The following is a 12,478-nucleotide window of genomic DNA, read 5'->3' on the forward strand; positions in this document are numbered from 1 at the left end:
GTCTCCGGCGGCGACACCTTCCCTTCGATCAAGATCGGCCGGTGACCTGCGCCGTCGCGCTTGATGCGCTCGGCGGACTTCGAGCGGAGCTGGAACATGGATGGGGATTTGGGAGGCGTCACGCTTAAATGCGTCACCGTCCCTATATCTATTATATCGCGTGACGGATTTTTGCGTGACTCGCAGCGACGTCGCCGGCGTTCGGCATTTTGTTCCCGGATGCGGGCTGCGGGTCTGCCGCGCGGCCGTCCGGTGCTACGACCAGCCCGAGACTTGCGCTTCCGTGCGGCGTCCTTCGCACACTTCAGCTCCTGACAGCGCTCATAGTCCGGATCCGTCGTTGGCGCCGCAGAACCGGAGGCTGAGATCCTCGCGGTCGCCGACGCTAATCTCGAGGACGGTGGCGGACTGGTCGTGTGTCCATCGCCTGTCCCGTTGTTCGGTTTCAAAGGCGATCTGGTCCAGCTCCTCGCCGCTCAGCCGTCCTTCATGGCGTTGTCCAGCAACTGGCGGCAGGTGACGAGATCCTGCAGCACCCGTTCGAGGCGTTCGCGGTCGGCGTCCGAGGGGCCTGGTTTGCTTTTCACAAACGGCAGCAGAATGCCTTCGTCGTCGGTATCGACAAAGCGGTAGTCGATTTCCTTCTCTTCGGATCCGTCGTCCTCATCCTCGTCCTCGGCACCTTCGACGATCGGCGTTTCGCCATCGTCCTCCGGCTCCTGCAGGCTGAGACCGATCGCCTCCTCGACCGCGCCGAACGAGACGGCTGAAGTCTGGTCGGCGAGGCCCTGCACCGATTTGATGCCGTGCTCTTTGAGAATCCGCTGCACGCCGCGGATGGTGTAGCCCTCGCCGTAGAGCAGCCGGCGGATGCCCTTGAGCAGGTCGACGTCGTCGGGGCGATAGTAACGCCGCCCGCCGCTTCGCTTCATCGGCTTGATCTGGGCGAATCGCGTCTCCCAGAACCGCAGCACGTGCTGGGGTATATCGAGTTCTTCAGCGACTTCGCTGATGGTGCGGAACGCATCCGGCGCTTTGTCCAAATGCCAGCTCCTCTCAACTCATCTCGTTGGTGAAGACGCGGTACCCGCCTTGTTACGCGGCCGTATTACTCGGTCGCGCTAATCGACCTTGCCTTCGCCGTTGCCGACCGCATGACCGTTGATCCGCTGCTTCAGGATGGCTGACGGCTTGAACACCATCACACGCCGCGGCGAGATCGGCACTTCGGTACCGGTCTTCGGGTTACGTCCGATCCGCTGACCCTTCTTGCGCACCATGAAGGAGCCGAATGACGACAGCTTCACCGTCTCGCCCTTCTCCAGGCAATCGGTGATCTCTTTCAAAACAAGCTCGACAAACGCGGACGATTCCGTTCGCGACAGGCCCACCTTCTGGTAGACCGCCTCGCACAAATCGACACGTGTGACTGTTTTTCCGGTCCCGGTCATCGCCTGCCCCGCGCTCTCGGCGAACAATTTATTCCCTGAAATTATGAGGTTAGCTCGCAATGGTCAACAGCGACCATCATGCAGACGCATGGAACAGCACAACAAATTTGACAAGTATTTTACCCAAGGCTCACCAGCGCACGAGCGCGGAGCCCCAGGTGAAGCCTCCGCCCATGGCTTCGAACAGCACCAGATCGCCTTTCTTCACGCGCCCGTCCTTGACGGCCACCGCGAGCGCCAGCGGGATCGATGCCGCCGACGTGTTGCCGTGCAGATCGACGGTCAGCACCACTTTTTGCGGCGCAATATGAAGCTTGTGCGCTGAAGCATCGATGATTCGCTTGTTGGCCTGATGCGGGATGAACCAGTCGATGTCCTCCGCCGTCAGACCGGTGGCGTTGAAGGCATCGACGATCACATCGGTGATCATGCCGACCGCATGCTTGAACACCTCGCGGCCTTCCATACGCAAAAGACCAACGGTCTGGGTTGAGGACGGACCGCCGTCGACATAGAGCTTCGACTTATGGCGGCCGTCGGAACGCAAATGCGTCGTCAGCACGCCGCGGTCACTCGTTTTGCCCTGCTCCGTCTGCGCCTCCAGCACGACCGCGCCGGCGCCATCGCCGAACAGCACGCAGGTGCCGCGGTCGTCCCAGTCCAGAATCCGCGAAAAGGTCTCAGCGCCGATCACCAACGCGCGCTTGTAGGCGCCGGCACGAAGGAAATTATCGGCGGTAGCCAGCGCAAACACGAAGCCGGAGCACACCGCCTGCAGGTCGAAGGCGGCGCCGTGATGGATGCCGAGTCCGTCCTGCACCGCAACCGCGGTGGCCGGAAAGGTGTTATCGGGCGTCGAGGTCGCCAGCACGATCAGGTCGATCGCTTGAGCGTCGAGCCTCGCATGATGCAGCGCCGCGCGCGCAGCCTTGATCGCCAGGTGCGAGGTGAACTCGCCCTCGGCGGCAACGTGGCGTTCGCGGATGCCGGTGCGCTGCACGATCCATTCGTCGGACGTATCGAGGCGGGTCGCCAACTCGGCATTGGTCAGAATCCGCTCCGGCAAATATGAGCCGCAGCCGAGCACGACCGAACGTATTGCAGTCACGACACAACCTCCTGCGCGATCTGCGCCTGTACCAGCGCACTGATCTTGGTGAGGAGATCGCAGCGGACCATCTCATAGCCAACATCAACCGCGTAGGCAAAGCCCTCGGCGTTGATTCCGCCGTGGCTTTTGACAACCACACCTTTCAATCCAAGCAATACCCCACCATTGGATTTGTTCGGATCGAGCTTGTCCCGGAGCGCCTTGAAGGCGCTGCGGGCGAACAGATAGCCGATCTTGGATTGCCAGCTGCTCGCCATCGCGTTGCGCAGAAAATCCGCCATCTGGCGCGCGGTGCCTTCGGCGGCCTTCAACGCGATGTTGCCGCTGAACCCTTCCGACACGATCACGTCGGCCGCGCCCGCGCCGATCCCGTCGCCCTCGACGAAGCCGAGATAATCGAGTTCGGGCAGGTTCATCGCACGGAGCTGTTCCGAGGCTTTACGAATCTCCTCGCCGCCCTTGACCTCCTCGACTCCGATATTGAGCAGGCCGACGGTCGGACGCTTCAGGCCGAACAGCACGCTCGCCATCGCGCTGCCCATGATCGCGAGCGACACCAGATGATGCGCATCGCCGCCGATGCTGGCGCCGAGATCGAGTACGACGGAATCGCCGCGCGCCGTCGGCCATACCCCGGCAATGGCGGGCCGGTCGATGCCGGGCATGGTGTGCAGATGGAAGCGCGCCATCGCCATCAGTGCGCCGGTATTGCCGGCGGAAACCACCACGTCGGCCTCACCTTTTTTCACCGCGTCGATCGCAAGCCACATCGACGAGTTCTTGCGGCCGCGGCGCAGCGCCTGGCTCGGCTTGTCGTGCATGCTGATGGTCACATCGGTATGGACCACATGCGAGGCCTTTTTCAGCGCCGGATATCTGGCGAGCTGTTCGTCGATCTGCTTGCTGTCGCCATAGAGCAGAAATTCACTGTCGGGATGCCGTTTCAAGGCGATGGCGGCGCCGGGAATGACGACCGATGCGCCGACATCGCCACCCATGGCGTCAAGCGCGATTCGAACCTTTTGCGGCATGGACGTCCCGGAAACCTGATCTCTTGCGGCCCTCGTAGAGCGCGGCCGCACACTGGAATGGCACCGCCAAAGCGATGCTCGACAAGACGCATCCCCGCGCCTCCGCCGGGCCGCGACAATAGCGTGTCCCCGTCCCGACACAACCTCTTGACCACGCTCTTGTGGCGAAAGGCAAGCGCTGTGGCCCAGAATCAAAGGCAGAAGGTATCCCTATATAATTCAACACGTTACGCAGGGCTCCGGGCGGAACATGGCGGCCACATCGAATCGATGGGAGCTTCGCCGGCCACTTTACCTCCCGGCTACTTGCCCTTGGGCTTCCTGCTACCCGATTTTTTCGGTTCCGCCTTCAATGCCTTGAGCGCGGCGAACGGGTGATCTTCGGGATCGGCGGCTTCGACCACCGGTTCAAATACGGCGCCGGGTTTGCGCGGATACGGATCGACCGCGAGATACAATGCATCGGTGGCGACCCGGCCGAGATCGATGATTCCATTCTCGATCGGCTCGGGCGGATCGGGTGTCTCCTCGTCGCTTTCCGCGGCCTCATCGACCAGCGCAGCCATCTGCGGGATCTGCTCGGGCGGCGCGAAGGTCAGATCGATCGGCTCGTCGATATCGGTCTCGATCTCCTCCAGCGTCACCACGCAGTTCTGTCCGATCCGCGCCCGTACGTGGCCGGCCACGTGGAAGCGGCCGCCGCTCTTCGGCATGACGTCGAACGAGGCCTGCACCGAAAGCACTTCACGCAAGTTTCCGACATCAGCGACCGCGTTGCGAATCGCCTGATCGGCCTCGAGGTCGCGGTGCAGGCCGGTCTCCGGTATCTGCGCCACCGCGACGGGGACGCGCCACGGGTCGGGCTTCTCTGTCGTGCCAATCTTGGTCGTACCAGTCTTGCTCATTGCTGCGCGCCTGCCTTCTCCGGCAAAGGGAACCTGGCCGAACCGCTCACCAGACCCGCCTCATCGAGGCCGTCGAGAGCAGCCATCGCCGCCTCGGCATAGGCCGCAAGCAGACGGGCCTTTTCGATGTTCTCGCCGTTCAGGATATTCTTGCACATCGCCCGCGCCAGTGCCTCGCGGCCTTCCGTCAGCGCAAAGTCATAGGCCGCCGTCCGGCCGTAGAAGGCTTCTCCGAAGGCCTGCATGCGCTTCGGCACCGTGAGGTCGCCAACCCCCATCTCGCGCAGATTATCGTCCATATCGTTGCAAAAACGGTCGAACAGCGCCTGCGACAGGGCTGTGCCGCCCTCCGCCGACTTCAGGCGGCGCAAGAACAGCCACAAATGCAGCAGGAGCAGGTCAAAACGGCCGTTAACCGTGTCCGGAACCCCAAAGTCCCGGTAAAACAACGGTTCTCGCGCCTGCGTCACGATCATGCCATAGATGGCCTCGATGGTGCCGCGCGACGGCGTCCGGGGTTTCCTGAAGTGATTGAACGGCCAAAGCATTATGGGTTCCGCAAGCGGGCCCTCCAGAATGTTTGCCCGGAGACCACGCGTGTTGCAATTTAGCGTTCTGCCCGGTACGTCAACGCACCGCGCGATGCAAGAGGACGGGCCAATTTCTGACATGACCGAGATGAGCCAGCTGAGCACTAGCGTGCCCTCGCCGCGCCGCTTGACCGTGCGCCGGCGCGGTTTTCGCGCGGCCGCAGCCGTGGCAATGATTTGCGCAGCGCTGGGCGGCTGCACCGGCGAGCAGTTTCAGAAGGGCTATATCCTGCCGCCCCACGCGCTGGAGCAGATCCCGATCGGCGCCAGCCAGGATCAGGTGCTGATCGTGATGGGAACGCCGTCGACGGTCGCGACCCTGAACGGCGAGGTATTTTACTACATCTCGCAGCGCTCCGAGCGCAAAGTCGCCTTCATGAATCAGCAGGTCGTCGACCAGCGCGTGATCGCGATCTATTTCGACAAGAATCGCCAGGTGCAGCGGCTCGCCAATTACGGACTGCAGGACGGCAAGATCTTCGACTTCATCAGCCGCACCACGCCGACATCAGGCCAGGAACTCAGCTACCTGACGCCGCTGTTCAAGCTCTTGAGCTTCAACTAGCAGCCATTATCGCCGACTGGCGGTACCAATACGGACGCTGTGACCGAGAGCTAACCGGCTTATCTGATTCCACATTGGTTCACTGAGGGCACTCTGCCCCGCTGTCGATCCAGGCTTGAACCAGTTTACCTGCGGCTTCCTGACTGCCTGGGGCGGGCTGGCGACCCTCGCCGGGATTCCAGCCCCAGCTGACGAGATCATCTTTGGCGATGTGCTCCTGCAAGGCAGCAAGATCGCGCCCGCCGTTGAGTTTTACATCCTTGAGCTGCCGGCAAATCTCACCCACGGACTTGTTCTGCCAAGCCATCGATAGCGGCGCAAAACCCCAGCGCGGATGGCCGGGTATACTTTTATAAGATGCGGCCTCGTGAAGCGTCGTGTTTTTCCCGGTATGGCAGCCAGAACAATTGGCTTCGAAGTGTCCAGTCTCGGCGCGCCATACCGGCGGCATATGATCGTGCTGATCGTCTCCTTGCAGAGGCTGGTCGCCGGCCGGATGGCAGTTCATGCAGCGCGGATGAGTGATTACTTTGGCGACTTCCGAGAAGATCGCGCGCGAACGATCCGCGGTATTTGCTATCGACTGAAACTCAGCGGGGGCTTTCAGCGTCTGGTTCGCAGAAAGTGGTTCCGAATAAGCCGCGGAATGAGCGCACGCCACAACCGCCAACGCGAGTGCGGAATACATCAGCAGTGACTTCGATGGCGTGAGCGTCATTGGAATATAATCCGCTCAACATATTCCAGTTCCGATGCGCTCGATTTGGACTGCAGCCTCTCTCCCCGCAGCCAGGCTCGCCAATATCATCACGGGTAACGTCGCCTACATCTCGAATACCACTGCAGCGCCGCCAGGACCGGCCACGCTGGTCCAGTTTGGCCAGCCTCATGGCGCGCAGACGACCGTCAGATCCACCTAATCTCCCACGATCCAGATGAACCCCGCGAGTGCAGGCCGGAGCACCGTCAGCAAGCTCAGTTCCGCCACACGGAAATCCTGCGCCAAGTCGCGCGCTTGCCGTCTGGGCGCGCGGTGCCTACGCTTCCTGCAAATAATGATTCAGCAGGGAGCGAACTTGTGAAGATTAGAGCTATTTCTCGACGTCGCGTTTTGACCGGAGCTGCAGCCGTTTCAGCGGCCGCGATCTTGCCGCGTTCAAGCTACGGCTCCGACTGGCGGCCGACCGAAAACGTCCGCATCATTGTGCCGGCTGCAGCCGGCGGCAGCACCGACGTGATGGGCCGATTGCTGGCGGCGCATCTGCAAACCGCCTGGGGCCAATCCGCGGTCGTTGAAAATCGCTCTGGCGGCGGCGGCACCATCGGCACCACTGAAGTCGTACGGGGGAAATCGGACGGCCACGTCATCCTGATCGGCAATCCGGGTCCGAATGCGATCGCCTACAGCATCTTTCGCAACCTGTCCTACAAGCCCGACCAGTTGCAGCCGGTCAGCAACATGATCCGGATTCCGAACATCGTGTCGGCGCATCCGTCGACCGGCATCAAGTCGATCCCGGATCTGATCGCCTACATCAAGGCCAATCCAGACAAGCTCAATTACGGTTCCTCCGGCGTAGGACAGAGCCCTCACCTCACCGGCGCCTGGTTCCTTCAGCTGACCGGTTTGAAGATGGTGCACGTGCCGTTCCGCGGCGCTGGCCCCGCGCTGCAGGCGGCGCTGGCCGGGGATATTCAAATCCTGTTCGACAACCTCTATCCGTCGCTGCCGCAGACCCAGGACGGCAAGCTTACCGCGCTCTGCGTCACTACGACTGATCGCAGCCCGGCGGCGCCGAACATCCCGACCATGCGCGAGGGCGTGGCCGAACTTTCGAAGTTCGACGTCTCCTCCTGGTTCGGTGTCTTCCTGCCGAAAGCAGCACCCGCGCCGGTCGTCGACGCGCTCAACAAGGAAATCAAAGCCATGCTGGAGCGCGAGGATATCAAGAAGACCATCGGCGGCATGGGCGCAACGGGCGACTGGGGCACGCCGCAGCAATTTTCCGATTTCGTGCAAAAGGAGACGACGAAATTCGCCGAAATCATCCAGCGCGAAGGCCTGCAGATGGACGTGAACTGAACTCCCGTAGCCCGCATGGAGCGCAGCGCAATCCGGGAGTCTTGAGTCCGCAGATTCTACGGCCCGGATTTCGCTGCGCTCCATGCGGGCTACGAGAAGTGGACAAGAACGGCAAGTGGTCAGCGCTGGCTGGCTAGGACGACTTGTTGATCTTCTTGACCTTGGCATCGGTGGCTTCAATCGACAAAGCCAGTTCGAGGATAGCCTTGGACAGCAGTTCGATAGCCTCCTTCTGGTCCTGCGACTTGGAGGCGCGGAGCGCATAATTCCGGGCAGATGAGAGCGACATAGATTGATCTCCGTATTGTCCGCGTCCAGCGAACGAGGTTCATTCGATACAAATGACCCCGCGGTTCGCACCGCGAGGTTTTCGTTTCAGTTGGTCGCCGCTCAGTGAGCGAGCGCCCCTTCAACAAACGCCGCGAAGGCGCGGGCCTTGGCGCTGGCAAGGCGCCCGGTAGGGAAAACGGCCCATAGATCAATGGTCGGCAAAGCCCATGCTTCCAGTACCCGGCGAACCGCACCGCTTTCAAGCTCGGGCGAGAACATCCAGTCCGAAGCGATGGTGAGCCCCATGTGGGCGAGCACCGCGGCCCGCAGGCCCTCGGCTGCACTGACGCGAACGCGGCCGTGAACCGAGACCGAGGTCTCGGCGCTGCCACGCTTGAAGGTCCATCCGCTCGAAGCCTGACTGTAGATCAATGCCTGATGCGACCCGAGTTCGGCCGGGCTCTGCGGGATGCCGCAGCGTTCCAGATAGGCGGGCGTGGCGATTACCGAACGCCGGCCGCTGGCAAGCTTGCGAGCGACCGCCGCGGAATCGGGAAGCTCACCCATGCGTAGCGCCATGTCGACACCCTCCGCCACGAGGTCGATCACCCGATCGTCCAGGATCACGTCGATCTCAAGATCGGGGTTCGCTTTGAGGAACGCCGGGAGGTGCGGCACAATATGGAGCCGTGCGAATGTGGTGGCCGCCGACACGCGCAGCCGCCCCGACAGCCCGGCGCCCGCCCCGCGAGCTTCCAGCTCGGCCTCGTTCGCTTCCTCGATCGCACGGCGCGCGCGTTCGTAAAAGCGCTGCCCCGCTTCGGTCGGCGTCAGGCCGTGCGTCGAGCGCAAGAGCAAGCGAACCTGCAGCCTGTCTTCAAGTTGCGCGATCGTCTTGGAAACTGCCGGTTGACCGACGTTCAGTTGCTTCGCCGCGCCGGAGAAGGAGCCATTCTCCACCGCCCGGACGAAGGTGGTCATTGCCTGTAACCGGTCCATCAGAGCTCCTTGCTTCCTGGCTGGAAATGTTGCCGGCAAGATCGCCGTACCACCGGCCACAGCAACGGCCAATCCCGAATTTACTCTCGATGCGATCCCATTCCTTCGGGGAATGAGGACTATTGCCGCGTGCCGTCATCCGTAGCGTCGGGCTTCAAGCTACTTGCTGATCAACGGCCCAAATGATGGGCCGCCGGCCCCCACTCGCTCGAAGGATCACAGTGATCCTTCAGCCAGCATCTCAGCAATCAAGGAGAGGAACTATGAGCCTGCAAGCCAAGCTCGACGCGTTCAAGGCCGATTTCGAAGCCGGCAAGCCACCCTATAGCGTGCCTTCCTCGGTGATCGAGACGATGCATCGCGCGACCGACGAACTGATCGCTTCGGGTGCCGCTACCCGCGCCCTCAAGGCCGGCGACAAGGCGCCAGCCTTCACGCTCAAGGACCCGGAGGGGCGCGCGGTCTCGTCCATCGACCTGCTGAACGAAGGCGTACTGGTTGTCAGCTTCTACCGCGGTGTCTGGTGTCCTTATTGCAATATGGAACTCGAGGCGCTTCAGGCAGCGTTGCCCGAATTCGAAGCCGCCGGAGCCAGGCTAATCGCGATCTCGCCCCAGACCGCGCCCAACAGCCGCAAGTCGCTACGCCAGAACGGCCTGAGTTTCCCGATCCTGTCAGACCCTCGCAACGAGGTCGCCGCCGCGTTCGGCTTGCGCTTCGAAATGCCCGATTATCTGGTCGAGCTTTACAAGGGACTGAAGAACGACTTGCCGGCCTTCAATGGCGACCCGGGTTGGACGTTGCCGATGCCGGCGCGCTATGTCATCGGACAGGATGGGACGATCCGCTATGGGGAGGTGAATCCGGACTATACCCGCCGCCCCGAGCCGGAAGATCTGTTGCCGGCGATCCGCCGCGCCGCCACCATCGCCGCTTGATACGGCCGGCGCCATGGACGGTTTCGTCGAAGGCCGTGCTGCGCTGGAGGCTTGATAGCCTCCGGGCGCGTCCGAGCGAGCGCGCGCGATGGACTGCGATGATTGTCGCATTCCGACCGGAGGATGCGTCTCTGCCCAATTGGTATCCAAACAAAAAACCCGCGGCTCGCACCGCGGGGTTTTCCGTTTGATCGGCTTCTCGCCGCTCAGTGCGCCAGGATCGCCAGCAGCAAGAGCGCCACGATGTTGGTGATCTTGATCATCGGGTTGACGGCGGGACCCGCCGTATCCTTGTAGGGATCGCCGACGGTGTCACCGGTCACAGCCGCCTTATGGGCGTCGGAGCCCTTGCCGCCGTAGTGACCGTCTTCGATGTACTTCTTGGCATTGTCCCAGGCGCCACCGCCCGAGGTCATCGAGATCGCGACGAACAAACCGGTCACAATCACGCCGAGCAGCATGGCGCCGACGGCGGAGAACGCCGCCGACTTGCCGGCCGCACCGCCGCCCGCGATCGCGTAGATCACGAAGTAGACGAAGATCGGCGACAGCACCGGCAGCAGCGACGGGATGATCATTTCCTTGATCGCCGCCTTAGTCAGCAGGTCGACTGCCTTGCCGTAGTCCGGCTTGTCGGTGCCCTGCATGATGCCGGGTTTTTCGCGGAACTGACGCCGCACTTCCTCGACGATCGCGCCGGCCGCACGGCCAACCGCGGTCATGCCCATCGCGCCGAACAGATACGGCAGCAGGCCGCCGAACAGCAGGCCGACCACGACGTAGGGGTTGTTGAGCGAGAAATCGGGCAGCACGCCCTGGAAGTACGGATGCTTGGCGGAGTTGGCGATGAAGAACTTGAGGTCTTCATTGTAGGCCGCAAACAGCACCAGCGCGCCGAGACCGGCGGAACCGATCGCGTAGCCCTTGGTGACGGCCTTGGTGGTGTTGCCGACCGCGTCGAGCGCGTCGGTCGACTTGCGGACTTCCTTCGGCAGGCCGGCCATTTCGGCAATGCCACCCGCGTTGTCCGTGACCGGACCGAAGGCGTCGAGCGCCACGATCATGCCGGCCAGCGCCAGCATCGTGGCGGTGGCAATCGCGATGCCGAACAGGCCGGCAAGGCTGTAGGTAACGAGGATGCCGGCAATGATCACGATGGCCGGACCGGCGGTCGATTCCATCGAGATCGCCAGACCCTGGATCACGTTGGTGCCGTGGCCGGTGACCGAGGACGCCGCAATCGACTTCACCGGGCGATATTCAGTACCGGTGTAGTATTCGGTGATCCAGATGATCAGGCCGGTGACGACGAGGCCGACGACGCCGCATTCGAACAGCGCCATGCCGGTATATTTCACGCCCTCCAGCGGACCGAAGCCGATCAGCCAGTTGATCACGACGGCAACACCCACGAGCGACAGCACGCCGGTCGCGATCAGGCCCTTGTACAGCGCGCCCATGATCGACTGGCTGGCGCCGAGTTTGACGAAGAAGGTGCCGATGATCGAGGTGACGATGCAGATGCCGCCGATGGCCAGCGGCAGGGTCATCATGTTCACCAGCAGCGGCGAGTTCGCGAAGAAGATCGCGGCGAGCACCATGGTGGCGACCGCGGTCACCGCATAGGTCTCGAACAGGTCGGCCGCCATGCCGGCGCAGTCACCGACGTTGTCGCCGACGTTGTCGGCGATGGTCGCCGGGTTGCGCGGATCGTCTTCAGGGATACCGGCCTCGACCTTGCCGACGAGATCGCCGCCGACGTCAGCACCCTTGGTGAAGATGCCGCCGCCGAGACGGGCGAAGATCGAGATCAGCGAGGCGCCGAAACCGAGCGCTACCAGCGCGTCGACGACGACGCGGTCGTTGGCCTTGAGGCCCATGAACTGCGTGAGATAGGCGAAGTAGATCGTGACGCCGAGCAGCGCGAGACCTGCAACCAGCATACCCGTGATCGCACCGGCCTTGAAGGCGAGTTCGAGGCCACCGGCAAGCGACGTCGTCGCGGCCTGGGCGGTACGCACGTTGGCGCGAACCGAGACGTTCATGCCGATGAAGCCGGCGGCGCCCGACAGCACCGCACCGATCAGGAAGCCGATCGCAACCAGCATGCCGAGGAAGTAGGCCAGAAGGGCGAAAATCACGACGCCGACCATGCCGATCGTCATGTACTGGCGCTTGAGATAAGCCTGCGCGCCCTCGGCCACCGCGGCCGCGATCTCCTGCATGCGTGCGTTGCCGGCGTCCGCTTTCAGGACGGAAGACGTCGCCCAGATGGCGTAAACGATCGAAAGCGCTCCGCAGAGCACAATCACCCATAATGCTGTCATAGAAGTTGCCTCAGATGCTGGTTTTCCGCCCCACGCCATCCCGCGAGCGCGGCCGGCGCATGTTATGGAAGCCTTCCCTGCCCAGAAGGGTGGCCTCAAATCGGCGGGACCATGCCAAAATCGTCTCCCCGGCGCAACGCCGCGGAGGCCAGAATCCGTCGATTTTTGAAAGGATTCACCGCTAACCGGGGCCGGCCAATCGCCGCCC

The 12,478-nt window shown here is 62.5% G+C and carries 13 protein-coding genes; 3 read left to right on the plus strand and 10 right to left on the minus strand.

What is annotated here, in order from left to right:
- Positions 1–476: 476 nt before the first annotated feature.
- From ACPPVP_RS26020 to ACPPVP_RS26045, 6 genes are all read right to left on the minus strand, one after another.
- Positions 477–1,043 carry a MerR family transcriptional regulator gene (locus tag ACPPVP_RS26020; protein WP_426525781.1) on the minus strand — a complete coding sequence of 189 codons (567 nt, stop codon included), beginning with the start codon at positions 1,041–1,043 and terminating at the stop codon, positions 477–479.
- Positions 1,044–1,121: 78 nt separating this feature from the next.
- Positions 1,122–1,451, minus strand: a complete 330-nt coding sequence (locus tag ACPPVP_RS26025; protein WP_426525783.1) for an integration host factor subunit alpha — start codon at positions 1,449–1,451, stop codon at positions 1,122–1,124.
- A gap of 130 nt (positions 1,452–1,581) precedes the next feature.
- Positions 1,582–2,559, minus strand: coding sequence for a beta-ketoacyl-ACP synthase III (locus ACPPVP_RS26030; RefSeq protein ID WP_426525785.1), 978 nt, complete (start codon positions 2,557–2,559; stop codon positions 1,582–1,584).
- Positions 2,556–3,593 carry a phosphate acyltransferase PlsX gene (gene plsX, locus ACPPVP_RS26035; RefSeq protein ID WP_426525787.1) on the minus strand — a complete coding sequence of 346 codons (1,038 nt, stop codon included), beginning with the start codon at positions 3,591–3,593 and terminating at the stop codon, positions 2,556–2,558. Before plsX ends, ACPPVP_RS26030 begins: the two co-directional genes overlap by 4 nt.
- Positions 3,594–3,895: 302 nt before the next feature.
- Entirely contained in the window at positions 3,896–4,498 is a 603-nt protein-coding gene (locus tag ACPPVP_RS26040; protein ID WP_426525789.1) for a YceD family protein, read from the minus strand.
- Positions 4,495–5,046 carry a ubiquinol-cytochrome C chaperone family protein gene (locus ACPPVP_RS26045; protein ID WP_426538056.1) on the minus strand — a complete coding sequence of 184 codons (552 nt, stop codon included), beginning with the start codon at positions 5,044–5,046 and terminating at the stop codon, positions 4,495–4,497. Before ACPPVP_RS26045 ends, ACPPVP_RS26040 begins: the two co-directional genes overlap by 4 nt.
- A gap of 130 nt (positions 5,047–5,176) precedes the next feature.
- Here ACPPVP_RS26045 and ACPPVP_RS26050 point away from each other — a divergent pair, with 130 nt between their 5' ends.
- Positions 5,177–5,653, plus strand: coding sequence for an outer membrane protein assembly factor BamE (locus tag ACPPVP_RS26050; protein ID WP_426525791.1), 477 nt, complete (start codon positions 5,177–5,179; stop codon positions 5,651–5,653).
- A gap of 79 nt (positions 5,654–5,732) precedes the next feature.
- On the opposite strand, the gene ACPPVP_RS26055 is transcribed toward ACPPVP_RS26050, so the two are convergent.
- Positions 5,733–6,371, minus strand: coding sequence for an Isoquinoline 1-oxidoreductase subunit (locus ACPPVP_RS26055; RefSeq protein WP_426525793.1), 639 nt, complete (start codon positions 6,369–6,371; stop codon positions 5,733–5,735).
- A gap of 360 nt (positions 6,372–6,731) precedes the next feature.
- Between ACPPVP_RS26055 and ACPPVP_RS26060 the strand changes: the two genes are divergently transcribed.
- Positions 6,732–7,736 carry a Bug family tripartite tricarboxylate transporter substrate binding protein gene (locus ACPPVP_RS26060; RefSeq protein WP_426525795.1) on the plus strand — a complete coding sequence of 335 codons (1,005 nt, stop codon included), beginning with the start codon at positions 6,732–6,734 and terminating at the stop codon, positions 7,734–7,736.
- A 133-nt stretch (positions 7,737–7,869) separates the two neighbouring features.
- Here ACPPVP_RS26060 and ACPPVP_RS26065 read toward each other — a convergent pair whose 3' ends face one another.
- Together ACPPVP_RS26065 and ACPPVP_RS26070 are read right to left on the minus strand one after the other, a co-directional pair.
- Positions 7,870–8,025, minus strand: coding sequence for a hypothetical protein (locus ACPPVP_RS26065; protein ID WP_187399163.1), 156 nt, complete (start codon positions 8,023–8,025; stop codon positions 7,870–7,872).
- Positions 8,026–8,126: 101 nt separating this feature from the next.
- Entirely contained in the window at positions 8,127–9,005 is an 879-nt protein-coding gene (locus tag ACPPVP_RS26070; RefSeq protein WP_426525797.1) for a LysR family transcriptional regulator, read from the minus strand.
- A 263-nt stretch (positions 9,006–9,268) separates the two neighbouring features.
- Between ACPPVP_RS26070 and ACPPVP_RS26075 the strand changes: the two genes are divergently transcribed.
- Positions 9,269–9,943, plus strand: a complete 675-nt coding sequence (locus ACPPVP_RS26075; RefSeq protein WP_426525799.1) for a peroxiredoxin-like family protein — start codon at positions 9,269–9,271, stop codon at positions 9,941–9,943.
- A 206-nt stretch (positions 9,944–10,149) separates the two neighbouring features.
- Here the strand turns inward: ACPPVP_RS26075 and ACPPVP_RS26080 are convergent, their stop codons facing one another.
- Positions 10,150–12,270 carry a sodium-translocating pyrophosphatase gene (locus ACPPVP_RS26080; RefSeq protein WP_426525801.1) on the minus strand — a complete coding sequence of 707 codons (2,121 nt, stop codon included), beginning with the start codon at positions 12,268–12,270 and terminating at the stop codon, positions 10,150–10,152.
- Between the last annotated feature and the right edge of the window lie 208 nt (positions 12,271–12,478).

The organism is Bradyrhizobium sp. McL0615 (assembly GCF_049993905.1).
Lineage (GTDB): Bacteria > Pseudomonadota > Alphaproteobacteria > Rhizobiales > Xanthobacteraceae > Bradyrhizobium.

Bases quoted from the DNA above. Each gene is read 5' to 3' on its own strand.
- ACPPVP_RS26025 (WP_426525783.1), bottom strand. From the start codon at position 1,451: ATGACCGGGACCGGAAAAACAGTCACACGTGTCGATTTGTGCGAGGCG.
- plsX (WP_426525787.1), bottom strand. From the start codon at position 3,593: ATGCCGCAAAAGGTTCGAATCGCGCTTGACGCCATGGGTGGCGATGTC.
- ACPPVP_RS26040 (WP_426525789.1), bottom strand. From the start codon at position 4,498: ATGAGCAAGACTGGTACGACCAAGATTGGCACGACAGAGAAGCCCGAC.
- ACPPVP_RS26045 (WP_426538056.1), bottom strand. From the start codon at position 5,046: ATGCTTTGGCCGTTCAATCACTTCAGGAAACCCCGGACGCCGTCGCGC.
- ACPPVP_RS26050 (WP_426525791.1), top strand. From the start codon at position 5,177: ATGAGCCAGCTGAGCACTAGCGTGCCCTCGCCGCGCCGCTTGACCGTG.
- ACPPVP_RS26055 (WP_426525793.1), bottom strand. From the start codon at position 6,371: ATGACGCTCACGCCATCGAAGTCACTGCTGATGTATTCCGCACTCGCG.
- ACPPVP_RS26065 (WP_187399163.1), bottom strand. From the start codon at position 8,025: ATGTCGCTCTCATCTGCCCGGAATTATGCGCTCCGCGCCTCCAAGTCG.
- ACPPVP_RS26070 (WP_426525797.1), bottom strand. From the start codon at position 9,005: ATGGACCGGTTACAGGCAATGACCACCTTCGTCCGGGCGGTGGAGAAT.
- ACPPVP_RS26075 (WP_426525799.1), top strand. From the start codon at position 9,269: ATGAGCCTGCAAGCCAAGCTCGACGCGTTCAAGGCCGATTTCGAAGCC.
- ACPPVP_RS26080 (WP_426525801.1), bottom strand. From the start codon at position 12,270: ATGACAGCATTATGGGTGATTGTGCTCTGCGGAGCGCTTTCGATCGTT.